11 protein-coding genes and 1 pseudogene are annotated in these 17,213 nt (G+C 66.0%); 2 read left to right on the top strand and 10 right to left on the bottom strand.

The window, feature by feature from the left end; translation table 11 throughout:
- From BST27_RS12060 to BST27_RS12045, 4 genes are all read right to left on the bottom strand, one after another.
- Positions 1-579: PE family protein (locus tag BST27_RS12060; protein WP_139805119.1), on the bottom strand; the 579-nt coding region annotated here is incomplete at its 3' end.
- A gap of 67 nt (positions 580-646) precedes the next feature.
- Complete coding sequence (locus BST27_RS12055) at positions 647-982, bottom strand: STAS domain-containing protein (protein WP_069418265.1); 336 nt, start codon at positions 980-982, stop codon at positions 647-649.
- Positions 983-4,999, bottom strand: a complete 4,017-nt coding sequence (locus tag BST27_RS12050; RefSeq protein ID WP_232007215.1) for a SpoIIE family protein phosphatase — start codon at positions 4,997-4,999, stop codon at positions 983-985.
- A 269-nt stretch (positions 5,000-5,268) separates the two neighbouring features.
- Positions 5,269-6,702: a WS/DGAT/MGAT family O-acyltransferase gene (locus BST27_RS12045; RefSeq protein WP_069418263.1), complete on the bottom strand. Its 1,434-nt coding sequence runs from the start codon at positions 6,700-6,702 to the stop codon at positions 5,269-5,271.
- A gap of 139 nt (positions 6,703-6,841) precedes the next feature.
- On the opposite strand from BST27_RS12045, the gene BST27_RS12040 reads away from it, so the two are divergent.
- Positions 6,842-7,783 (top strand): alcohol dehydrogenase catalytic domain-containing protein, encoded by a 942-nt coding sequence (locus BST27_RS12040; protein ID WP_069418262.1) that lies wholly within the window; start codon positions 6,842-6,844, stop codon positions 7,781-7,783.
- 8 nt (positions 7,784-7,791) lie between these two features.
- Here the strand turns inward: BST27_RS12040 and BST27_RS12035 are convergent, their stop codons facing one another.
- The 3 genes from BST27_RS12035 to BST27_RS12025 all read right to left on the bottom strand — a co-directional run bounded on the left by BST27_RS12035 (position 7,792) and on the right by BST27_RS12025 (position 11,686).
- Positions 7,792-9,258, bottom strand: coding sequence for an MFS transporter (locus BST27_RS12035; protein WP_069418261.1), 1,467 nt, complete (start codon positions 9,256-9,258; stop codon positions 7,792-7,794).
- A 71-nt stretch (positions 9,259-9,329) separates the two neighbouring features.
- On the bottom strand, positions 9,330-10,583 hold the full coding sequence (locus BST27_RS12030) for a sulfotransferase family protein (protein WP_069418260.1): 1,254 nt from the start codon (positions 10,581-10,583) through the stop codon (positions 9,330-9,332).
- Positions 10,583-11,686, bottom strand: a complete 1,104-nt coding sequence (locus BST27_RS12025; protein WP_372515545.1) for a hypothetical protein — start codon at positions 11,684-11,686, stop codon at positions 10,583-10,585. The genes BST27_RS12030 and BST27_RS12025 overlap by 1 nt, the downstream gene beginning before the upstream one ends.
- Positions 11,687-11,745: 59 nt before the next feature.
- Between BST27_RS12025 and BST27_RS12020 the strand changes: the two genes are divergently transcribed.
- A complete protein-coding gene (locus BST27_RS12020) occupies positions 11,746-12,363 on the top strand; it encodes a TetR/AcrR family transcriptional regulator (protein WP_079219677.1) in 618 nt (205 codons plus the stop codon).
- A 2-nt stretch (positions 12,364-12,365) separates the two neighbouring features.
- Here BST27_RS12020 and BST27_RS34495 read toward each other — a convergent pair whose 3' ends face one another.
- The 3 genes and pseudogenes from BST27_RS34495 to BST27_RS12010 all read right to left on the bottom strand — a co-directional run bounded on the left by BST27_RS34495 (position 12,366) and on the right by BST27_RS12010 (position 17,198).
- Positions 12,366-13,238 carry a sensor domain-containing protein gene (locus BST27_RS34495; protein WP_264000813.1) on the bottom strand — a complete coding sequence of 291 codons (873 nt, stop codon included), beginning with the start codon at positions 13,236-13,238 and terminating at the stop codon, positions 12,366-12,368.
- Between the two features lie 63 nt (positions 13,239-13,301).
- Positions 13,302-15,506 (bottom strand): annotated as a pseudogene (locus BST27_RS12015) (MMPL family transporter); the annotation flags it as partial.
- A gap of 12 nt (positions 15,507-15,518) precedes the next feature.
- Positions 15,519-17,198: an ABC transporter ATP-binding protein gene (locus BST27_RS12010; protein ID WP_170062304.1), complete on the bottom strand. Its 1,680-nt coding sequence runs from the start codon at positions 17,196-17,198 to the stop codon at positions 15,519-15,521.
- Between the last annotated feature and the right edge of the window lie 15 nt (positions 17,199-17,213).

Here is a 17,213-nt window from a genome sequence, read left to right as displayed (position 1 = left end):
CGAGCTGGAAGCCGTCAGTGGCTGGGCCAGCAAGCAGCCAAAGGTGTGGTGGAACACCGGCAACAGCACCCCGCCGACTCCCCCGGTGCCCAAAAGTCCAGCGGCACCGCCGTTTCCGCCCTTCTGGCCCGGCGCTCCGGACCCGCCGGCACCGCCATCGCCAAAGAGCCACCCACCGGGCGCACCGTCAAGTCCCGACCCCGGGGCGGCGTTGGCGCCGTTGCCGATCAACGGGCGCCCGGTCAGCGTTTGGAAGGGGGCATTGACCGCATTGACCAAACTCTGCAAGGGCGAAGCGTTCGCTGCTTCGGCTCCCGCGTACGAGGCCGCACCACCGGTCAGGGCGCGCACAAACGTTTCGTGGAATGCCGCGACCTGTGTGCTGAGCGTCTGATAGCCCTGGGCGTGTTGGGAGAACAGCGCGGCGATGGCCGCCGACACTTCGTCTCCGGCCGCGACGAGGATCGACGTCGTCGGGTTTACCGCAGCCGCATTGGCCGCTCCGAGTGCCGACCCGAGATTGGCCAAATCCGTGGCGGCAGCAGCCAAAACGTCCGGCGAAGCGATGACAAACGACATCTGACCCCCTTCAGAAGTCGTTGATCCATTGCGCGCAACATATCTCTTTTATTCGTACCGCGCGGTGTTAGCGCCCGATCTCGTCAGATGTCGGCGAGGCAGGTTCGACGGTCGCGATCTCGCTGAGACCGCTGATGGTGAACACGGGGATCAAAAACGGGTGGACGATGACATGTAGATCGTCGACTTCGTCGGCGTGATCGAAAAGCGCGTTGATGCCGGCACTGTCGAGATATTTGACCGCACTGAGATCAATCGTGAGGGGCCCGCGGGTGCCGGCGCTGGCCGCGTTGAGAGCCTCGGTGAAGCGGTGAATATTGCTCAGATCGATCTCGCCGGTCGCGGTCACCTTGGGAGTACCGTCGGCACCGCGGACGGTACTCAGGTTCAGGGGTGTGGGCATCTACGTGATCCTCGCGTGCAGATGAACGGTGGTGCCGTCGTCGCTGTAGTTGATCTCAACGTCCTCCATCAGCCGCCGCATCAACAGGATGCCGCGACCGCGGCTGACGTCAGGGACGACGCGGGGTGTCTTCCAAGTACCGGTGTCACTCACGGTCACCAGCACCCGGTCGACTAGCGCGGTCGCCTGCAGTGTGACCGTTCCCCCGGGCCGGTCCCGATGGCCGTGCTCGATGGCGTTCGCGACCGCTTCGCCGGTAGCGATGAGTACGTCTTGTATCTGCGCGGGCGGCACTCCCGCCCGGGTCAACCAGTTGCGCAACGCACGCCGACTCGGGGCAAGCTGTTGCACGTCGGCGGCGAACCGGATCGACAGTGGAGCGGGTTGCCGGTAGAGCAGCACGGCCACGTCGTCGGAGTAGCCGCTCGCGGGCTCAAGCTGGGACATGAGGTGGTTTGCCAGGTCGTCCAGCGACTCCGAACGTCCGCATTCGATCAGATCTGCCGCGCGCGCCATGCCGTCGTCGATCGACAAACCGCGCCGCTCTACCAGACCATCGGTGTACAGCAAAACCGTTGCGCGAGGCGGCATTACGGTGCTGGTCTCGGGTCGCTGCCAGTCCGGCCGCAGCGCCAGCGGTAATCCGTGTCCGCCGTCCAGCAGGGCTTTGGTGCCGTCGGCATGGACCATGATGGGCGGCGGATGGCCCGCGCTGGAGTACACGAGTTGACCCGTGTCCGGCGTGAGCACCGCGCAGAACGCGGTCGTACAGCGTGCGCCGGGCAGCCGCGCGGCGAAGCGGTCAAGCCCGGCCAACACAGCGCTCGGGCTGGACTGCTCTAGCAGCAGCGCCCGGCAGGCGCTGCGCAGCTGCCCCATCACCGTAGCGGCGGCCAGCCCGTGACCGACACAATCGCCGACGATCAACGCCGTGCGACCGTCGTCGAGCTCCACGACGTCGTACCAGTCGCCACCGACCTGCAGAGGCCGACTCGCCGGGTGGTACCGGACAGCGACGCCTCCGGGCAGATCCGCCGGACCCAGCATCGCGTGCTGCAACGCCACCGCCGTTTCGCGTTGCTCGTCCAGGCGGTAGACCCGTTGCAGGCCTTGGCCCAGGCGTCCGGCCAGCACCGTGAGCAGCGTGTGATCCTCCGGGGTGAACGGCCGGTCCTCCGCCAGCTCTACCCACACGACGAGCACCCCTCGGGGATGTTGTAACCCGATGCCCGCAGCACCCGCTTCTGGGCTCAGTGTGGTCAGCGAGTCGGCGTCGCGCAAAGACTCGATGAACAACCGCTGTCGGGGCGGCAGGTCGGCCCACGCGGCGGGCTCACCGGCACAGATCAGTTCCGGCGCTGCGGAGTCCTCGCTGTTCGTAAGGAACGTCGCGGCCAGAATGCGCCGAGCCTGCCATACCCGGCGCAGCTCCTCGGCGGCGCCGCCGAGCGCGTCGTCCACCGTATCTGCTTGCACCAGTTGTTGATTCAACGCGGCCAGGGCGGTGGCGCGTTGCACGCTGTAGTGCTCGGCGGTGACGTCACGGAAAGTGCCGACCATGACTCGGCGGCCGGAATCGGGGTCGTGCGCGTGGCTGAAGTTGACCGCGACCCAGAGGCGATGCCCATCGTGGTGAGTCACCGGAACCGTCAGGGCGCCGTGGGCGCTGTGGAGCATTTCGGTGAACGCCGCTTCGATTTGGCGACGGGCCTCGGGTTCGGTGTCCGCGCTGGGCCACCACGGGTGATCGAGTTCGTAGGGCAGCTGTTCGGGACCGTAGCCGAGGATCTCGGTGAAGGCGGTGTTGATCTCGATGACGGCACCCTGGTCGTCGCAGATGAAAAACGCCTCTTGCAGCGAGTTCACCAGCGCCGTGCGCCAGCGGGCTTGATGGTTGCGCACCCGGGCCAGCTCGACGTTGGCGCGCACCCGCGCCAGCAGTTCCGCGGCCGCGAACGGCTTGACGAGGTAGTCGTCGGCGCCGGCCATCAGCCCTTCGATGGACTCTTCCTGGCCGGCGCGCGCGGACAACAGCAGGACGGGCAGCGTGGCGGTGAGCGGATCCTGCCGCAATGCGGCGACCAGTTGGAGACCGTCCAATCCCGGCATCATGACGTCGCTGATCACCAGGTCGGGCGGCGCGGCGCGAATGGCCTGCAGGGCCTCATTCCCGTCGACGACACCGCTGACTTCGTAGCCGGAACTGCGCAGCAGGTTGATCAGGTAGTCCCGCATGTCGGCGTTGTCGTCAGCGACCAGCACTCGCGCTCGGGCGTCGTCACTCCCAGCCGGAGCAGCCGCCGTCAGGGTGCCCGCCGTGCTGGCGTCGGCTGGTGCGAGGTCGGGGTCGGTCGGCAGCCAACGCAACGCTTCCTGCAGATATGGCTGGGCGACCTCCCCGTACGGCGCCCGTGCGCTCGGTTCGGCGACGAGCTCGTCGGCCGACAGGTGGGCGGTCCCGAACGGCAACCGAACGGTGAACGTCGTGCCCACGTCCACCTGGCTTGTCGCGGTGACGGTGCCACCGTGGATGCCGACCAGCTCCTTGACCAATGCCAGGCCGATTCCACTGCCTTCGGCCGATCGGGCGCGCACAGTTTCGATGCGATGGAAGCGTTCGAAGAGGTGGGGCATCTCCGGCTCCGGGATTCCGACACCGGTGTCGCTGACGGACATCACCGCCTCGTTGCCTTCGCGAGTCACCCGAACCTCGATGGCGCCCTTGAAGGTGAACTTCAGTGCGTTGGAGAGCAGGTTGAGCACGACCTTCTCCCACAGCTCGCGGTCCAGGTATACGAGTTCGCCCAGCGGTGGGCAATCCACGGTGAACGTCAGGTCGGCCCGTTCGATCGCCGACCGGAAGACGCTGGCAAGGTCGGCGGTGAAGGCAGGCAGATCGACGGGTTCGAATTGGGCCCGCATCCGCCCGGCCTGGATGCGGGAGAAGTCCAGCAGGGTGTTGACCAGCTTGGCCAACCGCAAGCCGTTGCGATGGACCAGCTCCAATTCTTCGTAAGCCCGCTGGTCGAGTCCGGGCCTCGCGCGCAGCTCGTCGACCGGGCCGAGAATCAATGTCAGCGGGGTGCGGAACTCGTGGCTGATGTTGGAGAAGAACGTCGTCTTCGCTCGGTCGAGTTCGGCCAGCGCTTCGGCGCGCTCCTGCTGGGCCCGGTAGCTGCGCGCGCTGCCCACGCCCGCGGCAATGTGTCCGGCGACGAGTTCGACGAACCCTCGATAGGCGTCGTCGAGCCAAAGGTAGCGATTCAGCGCGGCGACCATGAACCCGAGCGGCGCGGCACCCTGCTGCACCAACGGCACCACGAGCGCTTGCGTGGGCGGCTCGTGCCAGGCGCCGGTGGGCAGCTGCATGGACGGGTCGAGCGCGACCAGTTCGGCGTCGCCGTCCGCGGATTTCTGCACGGGCCACGGCGAAGTGTCGGCGGTGGTCAGCGTTTCCGGTGCCGCCGGATGCCCGGCCTTGATCCCGCTGGCTCCCGCCAGCCTCGCGGTGCCGTCCTCGTCGAACAGGTAGGTCAGGGTGAAGGGCAGGTCGTAGGGGTTGCGCGCCAGCTGTTCGGCGGTGAAGTCCAGCATCTGCCGCTCGGTACGCACAACGCTGGGGTCGGAGCCCAGGTCCCGCAACGTCGACATCCGACGTTCGGCGATTACCCGTTCGGTGTCCTCGCTGACCACGCAGAGCATGCCGACCACGCGCGCGTCGTCGTCGCGCAATGGGCTGTAGGAGAAGGTGTGATAGGTCTCCTCGGGGTAGCCAGACCGCTCCAGGATGAGCAGCAGGGCCTTATCCCATGTCGCCTCCGCCGTGTTCAGGACGCTCTGAATCCGTGGGCCGATGTCCGGCCAGATCTCGGCCCACACTTCGCTGGCCGGTCGGCCCAACGCCCAGGGGTACTTGCGGCCCAGCGTGTCGCGCCGGTAGGCGGCGTTACAGAAAAACGTGAGCTCTGGCCCCCACGCCATCCACATCGGAAAGCGGGACGAGAGCAGGATGCTCACGGCGGTGCGAAGGCTCTGGGGCCAGCCGTCCGTGGGTCCAAGTGGAGTGGATGCCCAGTCGACCGCAGCAAGATCGCGACCAATCTCCTGGTCGGCGCGGAAGACCACGGGCGTCCCTCTCGAATTGTGACCGGTTGCCTGACATCGAAACGACGTCACTGACTTTGGTCAGGACGATCCTTCCAGACAACCATTTACCCAGTTCAGGTCGCCACCATTCGGCCGATACGGTCCGATAACGGAGGAACCAGCGCACCGAACGAAGCGGTTCATACGCCTACGGTTACCGGTGGCAGGGCACCCTCGAGGGCAGTCAGGGGCTCGGAAAAGCCTGCCGCACGACGAATTTCGCTGAATGCGTCGACCAGTGCCGCGGTTGCCTCGTGCGGATCGGCGAGTGTGCGGTCGTCGGTCAGCACCGAAAGAGCGAGCTGGTCCACGTAGCTCCACACCGTGATGTTCAATCCGCTGCCGGCTACCACCGGCCCGACCGAATAGATCTCGTTGACGGCCGCCCCCTCGAACTGGCCGCGAACCCGCGGGCCGGGGACGTTGGAGATGGTGAGATTCATGACGTTGGCGGACTCGAGGCGGCGCGCTGCGGAGCGGAAGAACGGCGGCGCCAGCGCCGGCGGCAGGTAAGACATCCAGGCCGGCAGCACGGTCGGGCCGAGCAGCTGGTGGTCTTCCTTGGCGATTTTGGTCGACAGTGCGGTGAGCCGCACCCGCTCGAGAGGATCCTCGATGTGCACCGGCAACGACGGAGTGACGTAGGTGAACTCGTTGCCCACCAATCGGTCCGGTGAGGTGTTGTAGCTGACCGGCACCCCGGCGATCAGCGGCGAATCGGCTCGGCCCTGGTATCGCAACAGCAGACGCCGCAGCGCGCCCGCCGCCGTCGCCAGCACGATGTCGTTGAGCGTGACGCCCAGGTGCTTGCTGGTCTGCTTGACGTCCGCCAAGGCCAACGGCGCCGTCGCGAACCTGCGGCCGGGCGACACAACGTGATTGATGAAGGAATCTGGCGGAGCAAAATTGCGGGCCAGTTCGGGATGCTTCCCCCGTTCCTTGGCGCGACGCCGGACTCGAGTCACACCGGTAGCCGTCTCACTGACCAGCCGCGGAATCTTGCGGATCAGCCCGACATGGTCGCGCGCGGCCGCGGTGAGCAGACTCCGCCGGGTCCATGACTGATCTTCCGGGCGCAACGATGCCAATGGCACCGAAGGGATCTCGGCCTGCATCGCCTTGGCCATCTGGTTGGCGGAGGCCACGCCGTCGGCCAACACGTGGTGGACCTTGTGGATGACCGCTATCCGGTTGTCGGCCACCCCATCGACGACGTACATCTCCCACAGGGGGCGACTGCGGTCCAGCGGCGTGCTGGCGATGGTGCCGATCAATTCGTCGAGTTCACGGCGTCCGCCCGGCTCCGGCAATGTCGCCTGGCGCACGTGGTAATCGAGGTCGATGTCAGGGTTCTGCACCCACATGGGGTGATGAAGCTTGAACGGGATGTCCACAAGCTGATAGCGCAGCGGCGCCAGGGCAAACAGCCGTGGATACGCCACCTTCTTGAACAGCTCGAAGTCGAAACCCGGGACTCCGGATACGTCGAGGATGCCGATCTTGAGGGTGTGCATGTGTACTTCGGGGGTCTCGCTGTAGAGCATCAACGCGTCGACACCGTTGAGCCGTCTCACATCGCACCCCGTTCGCCAGCTGACCAACCCCCGTGCACCATTGCACACTCTTTACCCATCCAGAGGGACTCCCAGTCTTAGTCAGCCGGGACAGAACGGCAATCTTGATCCGCGCGCGTCGGTCGCCGAGGATCGGACGATGCGAGCGTGGCAGCTGGTTGGCGCGAACCAGCCATTGCAACTGATCGACTGCGACGATCCGCAACCCGGACCCGACGAGGTCGTCATTGACGTGCGCGCCGCGGGCCTGTGCCACAGCGATGTCGGTTTCCTAGACGGCACACTGACGCCGTTGCTACCCAAACTGCCGATCATTCCCGGTCACGAGGTGGCAGGAGTGGTAGCGGCGGTCGGCGCCGACGTCGCTGATTTCCAGCCAGGCGAACGCGTCGCGATCGAGGCGGGCAAGCACGGCACGCCGGGTTGGTCCATCGACGGTGGCTTCGCCGCCAAGTGCCTCGCCTCCGCCAAGTCCCTCGTCAAATTCTCCGACCGGATCAGCTTCGCCCAGGCCGCCACTGCCACCGACGCGGGCCAAACCGCCTACGGCGCGGTGATGGAAGTCGGTGAGCTGGGCCCCGGTGAAAGAGTCGGAATCGTCGGGCTCGGTGGCCTGGGCCTCACCGGTGCCCGCATCGCCGTGCTGGCGGGTGCCGAGGTTTACGCGGCCGAACCCAGACGCGAGGTGTGGGATCTGGCCAAGCAACGTGGAGTTCTCGACATCGTGGAAGACGTCCGCGAATTGGCCTCGTTGCGACTCGACGTGATTGTCGATTTCGCGGGGTTCGGGACCACCACCGCGGGTGCCGTCAGCGCGGTCCGGGAGCGCGGTCGGGTGATTCTGGTGGGACTCGGCCGCAACGAAGCCATTATCTCCACCCCAGAACTGGTGCTGAAGGAAGTGACGTTGCGTGGCGCCCGGGGCGGCCATCCGGGCACCCTTGAGCCGGTGTTGCAGCACATGGCCGACGGCGAGCTGACCATACACACCGAAACGATCACCTTCGAGGACATTCCCGATGCCCTCGAACGACTCAGAGTCGGCGACGTCGTGGGCCGGCTGGTCGCCGAAATACCCTGAGAGCGGCCCTATTCGGCGTCCTCCGCCGCGTCGGCCACGGTCAACGGCAAGGCCAGTTCCTCCAGCGGGCGTTGTTCGGCCGCAACGCCCAGCCACAGTTCGATCGCACCGGCGGTCGCCATGACAACCGCCCCGATGATGAACGACCACACCACCACGCCGCGCTGCCCGGACTCGATCAAATTGCCGAACAGCAGCGGGCCGCTGATGCCGCCGATCGCCGTGCCCACCGCGTAGAAGAACGCGATCGCCAGGGCTCTGGTCTCCATCGGGAAGATTTCGCTGACCGTCAGGTAGGCGGCGCTCGCGCCGGCCGAAGCCAGGAAGAAGATCGCCGTCAGCACGCCCATGAAGGCCCAGACCCCGCCGACCTGGGTCACGAACAGCACGGCCAGGATGACGGTGATGGCCGCGGAACCGATGTAGGTCAGCGAAATCATCTGCTTGCGTCCGATCGTGTCAAAGAAGTGCCCCAGCAGCAGGGGGCCGAGGAAATTGCTGAGCGCCCACAGGACGATGTACAGCGGCACCCGACCGGAGTCGACGTGGTAGAAGTCGCTCAGCAGGGTTCCGAGATTGAAGGTCACACCGTTGTAGAGAAACGCCTGCCCGATGAACAGGGCCAGCCCGAGAACCGCCCGCCGCGGATAGAGAGAGAACGCCACCCGCGCGATCTCGCGGAATGAAATGGTCTCGCGCTGCCGGATTCTCAGCGGACGCCCCTGCGGTTCGGGCAGCGGTTCGCCGGTTTGCCGTTGCACTTCCTGTTCGATCTGGGCGACGGTGTCGTTGGCTTCCTCGTTGCGCCCGTGGATGAACAACCACCGTGGACTTTCCGGCACGTTGCGCCGAACCAAGAGAACGAGAATGCCGAGAACCGCGCCGATGCCGAAGGCGAGTCGCCAACCCACGTTCACCGCGAAGTGCGACGTGTCCAGCAGGACCAGAGCACCGGCGGCCCCAATGGCCGAACCCAGCCAATATGACCCGTTGATCCGCAGGTCCACCTGTCCGCGCACCCGGGCGGGGATCAGTTCGTCGATCGCCGAATTGATTGCAGCGTATTCGCCACCGATGCCGGCACCCGTCACGAAGCGGGCGATGAAGAAATACCAAGGCGCGAACGCAAATGCGGTCGCGACGGTGGCTACCAGAAACACCGCGAGGGTGAGGATGAACAGTTTGCGCCGGCCGAAGCGGTCCGTCAGGTGGCCGAAGAACAGGGCGCCGAGGCACGCGCCGGCAATGTAGAACGCTGCCGCCATGCCAACTTCGGATGAGGTGAGTTCGAGACCGCTGCCCTTCTCCATCAGCCGGGGCGAAACGGCCGCGACCATCGTGACTGCAAGGCCGTCGAGGATCCAGACGCCACCGAGACCTATGACTACGCGCCAGTGAAACCGGGACCACGGCAGCCGGTCCAGCCGTGCGGGTACGTGCGTCGTGATGACTCCGGTTTGAACGCCGTCGCTCAAGGCAGTCTCCTATCTGGGAGAACACTGGGTTACCCATCACCGCCCGGGCGCAAGCCGCCGATTAGCGGGATTCAGTCGTTGACAATAGAGGCGACAAACGCGGTGTAAAACGACATCTGCTCGCGCAGCGCGTCCGCATCGATGGCAAATTCGCCCGCACCGTACCGGTGAGCGCCGTGGCCGTGCCGGGGATGGGCCCTGTTGTACTGCGTGATCAGGGCGGGTAAGTCCGGCGGCTCGAGGTCGGCGGCGGCGTAGATGCGCCGCGCCACCGCTTCGGGGTCAGCGACCAGGTCGCCGTAGCGGATGTCGACGACGGTGACGGTTCGTGCGGCAGGGCTGGCACGAAAATCCAGTGCACGACGCAGCCATAGCTCGGTCTGCTCGGTTTGGAACCGCCCAACGTCGTGCGCGTCGACCTCGTCGCTGTAGGTGGATCGGTACGTCGCGAACAGACTCGCGCCCGAAGCCACCGTTTCGACGATGTCGCGGTGCAGATGCACGATGCACGCACCCGGGTAGGTCGCGGCGAGGTGGTGCAGCTCGGCGGTATGCGCGGGCGCTTTGAGCAGCCAGCGGCGCCCGTCGCCCTCATCGAGGATCTGCAGGGTCCGCCGGTGCCTGCGGTATTCGTCGGCGAAGGATTGTGTCGCGAGCCAGGACGCATAACCGTCGAGTCGGGTGGTCGACGCGAACCCCCAGTTGCGCAGGCCGGTGCCCATGGCCAGGACGCACTCCTCGGCAAGGCGCGCACCCGAGTTGTGCACGGCGGGCATGCGGGGGTTGAGCAGGTGCAGCATGTCGTGCGCGGCGGCGCTGGCGTCGATCAGCTTTTTCCGCCCGTCGGGGTCCAGCTTGGCGATGCGCCACGGTGCCGTGAGCTCCGCCGGTAGCGGCGCGCGAAGCTGGGGGTCGCCCGCCAGCAGCCGGAACAGAAACGTTGTCCCGGTCCGCCAGGCGCCGACGATCACGATGGGCGCAGCGAGGGGCCGATCGGCGACGGCAGGGTTCTCGCGCAGATAACGATCGATCGCGACGCGGGCGCGAAGTTTGCCGACGGCGGTGTCTTGAACCATCCGTGCGCCAAGCGCATTGAGCCGACCGTCCTGCAAGGCGGATTCCAGATAGCACTCGAGCGCGTCACGCCATTCGGGCTGTGGACCGAGTTCGGCCGGGTCTCTTCCGGCGGTCGCCCGCTCTACGACGTCGGCGGTCGCCTCGATGCCGAGGCGGTAACGGCCGGGGTTGTTCGTCCGGTCGGCTTCGGCTGCCGCATAGAGCTTTTCCGCCTCCGGGGTCCGGGGCTCCGGAATCCATTGAGCCATCAGGTGTTTCGTAGCTCGTCAAGCCGAACGCGGCTGACCGTGGGCAATTCCGGAGAATGTGCGGGCTGCAGAAAGCGCATGACGACGATGCCGAACGTACGCCCTTCGGTATCCAGCCAGTCCCCCAGTCCGGGGCCGGGATCCTGGCCGGCCAGCACAAACCGGTATCGGCCGTCGCGGACGGTTGCCGTTGTGCCAGTGTAGGACACCGGGCGGTAGCGGTAGTCCAGCGAGTTCAGATATCGGTTGTAGGCCAAGATGTTCCAGTAGCGGCATCCGACAAGGTCACCCTCAATCAGCAGCGCCTCATCGGGTTGGAGTTGCCAGCCCCCGCGTATGTAGTGGATACCGGGTTCGGTGAACACCGCGCCGCCGACCATCTCCGACCAGTGCCGCAGTTCGTTCGGTCGGGCCAGATCTTCGGCGCCTGCGGCAGCGAAAATCTGCGGTAAAACGGCAGTGCCCGAAGCCAGGCGGCGCAGTTGATGGCAGAACCGCGGCGCGTCGATCGGGACGGGTATTGGGGGTTCGTCGAGCGGTTCGATGGCACACCAGCCCGCCCTGTCGTTACGCACGTCGTCATGAAAGAACCGCACCCACAACGCGTTTGCCTGCTCGGGCAGGTCTAGCTGGTCGGCTGAGGTGTTGCCTGCACCGCCCACCGCGACTTCGAAGTTTCCCTCCACGTCGAAGGTGATCGAATCGCTGTCGAGACGCGAACTCGCCTGTGCCCCCAAGCCACCGCTGGCGGCGTAGGCAGTGATCGACACATACGACGCATCGCCCCGATTGCCGACGATCCGGTATCGCCGGTCGGCGCGGATGTCGGCGACCCAGTACCCGAAGTCGGGGTTGTCCATCAGGAACTTCTGCCGCCAGCGGTTGAACGGCACCAGTTCTGGGCGTTCGCGGTCGATTTCGAATCGTCCGAGCTGGTTGTGCAACGCTCGAAGCAGCGCCCGGAATCCGTCGGCGCGCTCGGCGTCATCCAGATCGGCGGTGTCTGCGGCGAGGCGGTCACCCGCCGCACGCAGTGCTTCGACGAACTGGGTCCACGCGGTCACCTCGGCCCTTGATTCGGCTTCCCTGCCTGCCTCCACCAGCCCTCCAAATTGGGAACCGCCTGCTTCCGAAAGCAGATGCTTCCCTATATAGTGGGGGCATGTCAAGGCCTTACCGCGGGCGCGCACCGGAAGACCGGCTCGCCGATCGACGAGATCGCCTGGTGCAAGCGGGGATCGAATTGGTGGGTAGCGGTGGCGTAGCCGCCATGACGATGCGGGCGGTGTGCCGCGAGGCGCAACTGAGCCAAAAGTTCTTCTACGAGAGCTTCACCGACACCGATGACCTGCTGCGCGAGCTGTACCGCACCGCGTTTCACCGGGCCCGCGCGGTCATAGAAAACGCCGCAGCGGCCGGCACGGACGTGGGTGATCCTGCCGCGCGGATACGCGCCGGCGTTGACGCCGCGGCTCGCCTCGTCAAGGACGACCCGCGCGTATGCCGCATCCTGTTGGTGGAGCCCATCGCCGATCTGACCTTGCGACACTTCGTGCGGGACAGCATCTTTGCGATGATCACCAACCCGCTGGATGCTGCCGGCCCGACCCTTGCGCCCGCGGAGGATCCGGTGCGGACGAAAATGCGCTACGCGACGGTTTTCGGGTCCATCATCTCGCTGTTTCTCGAGTGGACGGAAGGCAACCTCGGCGATGACCGCGACGCGTTCGTCGATCACGTGACGGACGTTCTGCTGTCCACACTGTCACGACGGCACTAACGTTATTTCGTTGCCTTGCTTGCGATCTTGTCGACGGCTTGCAGCCCCTGATTGTTGATCGTGTACCCGCACGCCTTGACATCGATGACCAGGTTCCACACCGCGCTCAGCGCCCGCTGGCAGGTCCAACCGCGCGCATTCTGCCGCGAATACGTCATCGCTATGGTCGGCACGTCTCCCACAAAATCGCCGAAGGTCCACCGGGTGGTGACGCCCCCAAGGGTGTCGTTAACGCTCTTCCCAGCGCAGGATTTCCACTTGGGGGCTGAGGCTTTCACAAACGCCAGGGCTTGTTGTGCTGACGGAAATGTCACCGCGGCCTGCTCGATATTGTGGGTGTACCGGTTTCCGGGCTGGTGCAGCACGTCGAACCTGATCGCCGTGTAGCCGCTGCCCGAATACACCGCAGGCTGCACAATATGGGCTGCGCCGAGACAATCCGGGATCGACGTGGTGAACAGGTTGGTGTCGGCGCCGTTGAAGCTGCCCTGGTCCTGCATGCCGGTGGCGCCCATGATGGCGTTGGCTTCGGCCGGAGTGACCAGAATCGTCCCCAAGCGATTGGGCCCCACCAGTGGCGGCGGCGAGGTGGGCGGCCGCGTGGTGGGCGGCGGCGGTTTGATAGCGCTTGAGGTGCCCGAGGTGCCTGAAGCCCCAGTCGCTCCCGACGTCGCCGGTGGCGCCGTCGCCTTCGGTGTCACTTTCTGTTCTTCCGGCCACGCGAGGTAGCCGGTGGCGCCGGCAACGACCGCGACGCTGACCACGATCCCGCCCGCGATCAAGCGCTTTCGCCTCTGATCGGGCTTACCCTGCTGCGCAGCAGCTCCGCCCCGGGGCAGGGTCTTGTCTAGTTTGAAAGGAACGGTTCGTCGCATTTCCAGCGGTAGGGTCCGCGGGAGTAAGAATGGCTCCGTCTTCGCGGTCGCGAGGCCAGGCAGGTTCTCGGTGAAGCCGAATCGGTCATGCAGGCGCACCAAAGGTTTCGGTGCCCACCAGTTGACCCGGCCGAGCACATGCATGAAGGCCGGGACCAGCAGCATCCGCACCAGCGTCGCGTCGGCCAGTACCGCCACCGTGAGCCCGAACCCGAACAAGCGCATGAACGACACCTGTGCGGCCATCAAGGCCGAGAACGAGATCGCCATGATGAGCGCCGCGGCGGTGATCACCCGCGCGGTATGCGCAACACCGAGCGCGACGCTCTCGTCGTTGGCGTCGGGACCGCGGTCTGAGGCCGCCCAGTATTCGCGGATCCGCGAGATCAGGAACACCTCGTAGTCCATCGACAGGCCAAAAGCGATGCAGAACAACAACACCGGAAGCTGCACCCCTAGTGTGCCTGTCGCCGCGGTGCCCAGCCCGCCCAGGTGGCCCTCCTGAAACACCCACACCAGCGCACCGAAGGCCGCGGTCAACGACAGGGTGTTCATCAGCACGGCCTTGGCGGGTAACACCGCGCTACCCGTGAGCAGGAAGACCAACACCATGGTGATCACCGCGATGAGCGTGAGGACCACCGGCAGGCGTGACGAGATGGCGTGCACGCTGTCCCGGTTGCTCTGCGCAACGCCGGTCAGTTGCACCGCGACGCCGCCGGGGGTCGGCACGGCGTGCAGCCGGTCCAGCTGAGCATCGGCCGCCGCCGTGTACGGGGGCGCCTCCGTGCCGATCGTCACGAATGCGCTGCCGTCCTTGATCGCGCCCGGCGCCGAGGCCGGACCATGGCGGCCGCCATCGACGAACGTGCCGCCCGGCGCGGACACCCACAGCACTTGCGGTACCCGCGACAGCGCCGCCGCATAGGCGTCCAACTCCGCCGGGCTCAAGTTGGGTGCGTCCGGTAGCACCGCGGTGATGTTGGGAATCCCCCGGTCCGGGAAGTTGTTTCGCAGCTCGTCGCCGACTTGGCGCGCCGACGCGGAGCTGGGCAGTATCCGGTCGTCCGCAAATCCCCAGCGCACGTTGAGAAATGGTGATCCCAGCAGCAACAGCAGGGCCGTGATCGCTACGCCGATCGGGACGGAGCGACGCATCACGGCTTTGGTCCACCGATACCAGGACCACCGCTCGGTCTTCCGCTGGTCTGATCCGAGGCGAACACGGGCCACCCACCGGCGGATGTTGAGCGAATCGAGCCGACTGCCCAACAGCATGATCGCCGCCGGCGTCACCACGATCGCCGCCGCCGCGGCGAACGCGACCACCGCGACCCCCGCGTAGGCAAAGGATTTCAGAAAGAACTGGGGAAACAGCACCAACGTCGCCATCGACAACGCGACCGTCATAGCGGAGAACAAGACGGTGCGCCCCGCCGTCAGCATCGTGCGGGCCAGTGCCCTGTCCCGTGAGTGGCCCGCGGCCAACTCATCCCGAAACCGGCTCAGGATCAGCAACGTATAGTCGACGGCCAATGCCATGCCCATCGCCACGGTCAGGTTCAACGAGAAGATCGACACGTCGGTGAAGAGCGCAATCAGGCGCAGCGACGCCAAGGCGCCGAGGATCGCGGAAATGCCCACGGCCACCGGCAATGCGCCGGCGACGAGGCCGCCGAACACCCAGACGAGAACCACGAAACTCATTGGCAGGGCCAACGCTTCCATGAAGAACAGGTCTCTTTGCGTCTGTGCGTTCACCTGCCAGTTGATCACGGCTTCCCCGCCGGCGCGCAGGGTCACCCCGTCCCGGTCGTGGACGAGCTCTTCAACCAGGCGCTTGGCGGTCAACTGGGCATCGGTCTCACTGCCGGAGATGCCGGCACTGATCAGCCCCGTCTTGCCGTCCTTGCTGACCAGTGATGACGCCGTCTCCGCCGGCACGGTCCACGTCGAGGAGACCTGTCGGACATGCTCCCAGTTCTGCAGTCGGTGAACGAGATCCATACCGACGGCCTTGGCCTGCGGTCCCAGCGCTCCGCCGTCGGAGGTGACGGTGATCAGTATGCCGGCGCCGCCCTGGTCGAACTTCTCGGACAGCAACGCCGACGCCCGCGACGATTCCGCGCCCGGATCGAGTCCACCGCCGGCCGACAGCGACTTGACCACCGGCACTCCGAAGATCGCTGCAGCGATGATCACCAACATCGCCCCGAGGATGACCCGGCGCGGGACGGTGATGGCCAGGCCGGCGATTCGCTGCAGCACGAGGCTCCTTCGCTAGTGTCCGGTGAGTTCGTGCTCGATGAGTTCGCGGTAGATCGGCTCGCGCAAGAGTTCGGTGTGAGTGCCCCTTGCCTGGATTCGACCCTGCCGGAGAACGAGGATCTGATCGGCGTTGGTGACCGTCGAGAGTCGGTGGGCGACGACGAGGACACTGCGCTCCTCGCGTGCCTGCAACAGATTGCTCATGACGTCGTACTCGTTGGCGCGGTCGAGGTGGGCGGTCGGTTCGTCCATGAGTATCAGCTGCGAGCGGGACAGAAATGCGCGTGCCAGGGCCAATCGTTGGCGTTGACCTCCGGAGAGGCTGCGCCCGCGTTCGAGCACCGGGGTGTCGAGTTGTTCCGGCAGGCGGGCTATTTCGTCGGCGAGGTTCACCTGCCGCAGGACGCGCCACAGGTCGTCTTCGTCGGCGTCCGGATTGGCGATGAGCAGGTTGTCGCGGATGGTTCCGTGCAGCACGGGCGCATCCTGTTCCAGCAGTCCGAGTCGGCGGCGCAGTTCCCGCACGGGGATGCCGCGAATGTCTTCTCCTGCCCACCGCAGCTGCCCGGCGGTGGGGTGGTGGAAGCGGCACAGCAAGGCCAGGATGGTCGATTTGCCGGCGCCGGACGGACCGATCAGCGCGGTGATTTGATTTCGGCCGAGGGTGAACGACACGTCGTCCAGGACAGGATGCGGCCCATAGGTGAACGACACCCGGTCGAACTCGACCAGCGCGCCGGCGGCGTGGGCGCTCTGGGCCGCCGTCGGATCGGCGGCGACGGCGGGTGGCGGCGAATCGTCTTCCGGCAGTTCCCGCAGCGTCGCCGTGAGGTGTTGACAGGCCCCGGCCGCGGTGCGCAACGCGGTCAACGCGATGAACGCGGCGTTGATGGGAAAGATCGCGTAGACGGCGAAGGCGAACAGGCTGACGAACTGGCCGACGGAGAGCTCTCCCCCGGCGACGCGGCGGCCGTCGACGATCATGATCGCCAGGAACGAACCGGTGATGCCCAACCGCACAATGCCGATGTTGATGGCGGTGGCGGATGCGACGCGGACGCCGGATTCATAGGCGGCGCGGGCGCGGGCGCCGATCGACCGCGCTTCGCGTTCCTCGGCGCCGAAAAGTTTGACGGTGCGCGCGGCGCCCAGCGCGCGGTCCAGGCCCGCTGTGTAATCGCCCAGCGCGGCTTGGCGATTCAACGATGCTCGCTGGATCAGGGTCAGGAACGGATTGCCCGCGCTGAAGGCCACCACCAGCGCCACGACGACAACGCCCACGGTGACCGGATCGATGGTCAGCATGAAAATCGTTGCGCCGAGCAATGTCAGCAGCCCGAACACCACATCGGCAACGGCGCGTGGCATATCACGCAGCAGACCCGCGTCGCTGGTTCCGCGCGCGAGCAGGTCTCCGGTGCGGCTCCGATCCAACAACCCGATGGGCAGGCGCACAACATGGTTGGTGAAGTCGTCCCGCAGCCCCAACACGATCTTCTCGCCGGTGCGATCGAGCCGGAAATGTCCCAACGACTCGAGCAGGAGTTGCCCGGCAAGCATGACCACCAAAGCGACGGTCAAACCGGAGATTGGTGCGCCGGCCGTGGCCCGGTCGACCAGTCGTCCTGCCAGCAGCGGCTGCAGCAGCGTCAGTGTGGTCGCCCCGGCGAGCAAGAACATGCTGGCGACCATCGAAACACGATGTGC

Origin of the sequence: Mycobacterium intermedium (genome assembly GCF_002086275.1) — a bacterium.
In the GTDB taxonomy this organism is placed as follows: Bacteria; Actinomycetota; Actinomycetes; order Mycobacteriales; family Mycobacteriaceae; genus Mycobacterium; species Mycobacterium intermedium.
The sequence above is the reverse complement of the archived record's forward strand: the minus strand, read 5'-3'. Positions and strand labels throughout refer to the sequence as shown.

Coding starts and splice junctions, on each gene's coding strand:
- BST27_RS12055 (WP_069418265.1), bottom strand. CDS start 982: ATGCCCACACCCCTGAACCTGAGTACCGTCCGCGGTGCCGACGGTACT.
- BST27_RS12040 (WP_069418262.1), top strand. CDS start 6,842: ATGCGAGCGTGGCAGCTGGTTGGCGCGAACCAGCCATTGCAACTGATC.
- BST27_RS12030 (WP_069418260.1), bottom strand. CDS start 10,583: ATGGCTCAATGGATTCCGGAGCCCCGGACCCCGGAGGCGGAAAAGCTC.
- BST27_RS12020 (WP_079219677.1), top strand. CDS start 11,746: ATGTCAAGGCCTTACCGCGGGCGCGCACCGGAAGACCGGCTCGCCGAT.
- BST27_RS34495 (WP_264000813.1), bottom strand. CDS start 13,238: ATGCGACGAACCGTTCCTTTCAAACTAGACAAGACCCTGCCCCGGGGC.
- BST27_RS12010 (WP_170062304.1), bottom strand. CDS start 17,198: ATGGTCGCCAGCATGTTCTTGCTCGCCGGGGCGACCACACTGACGCTG.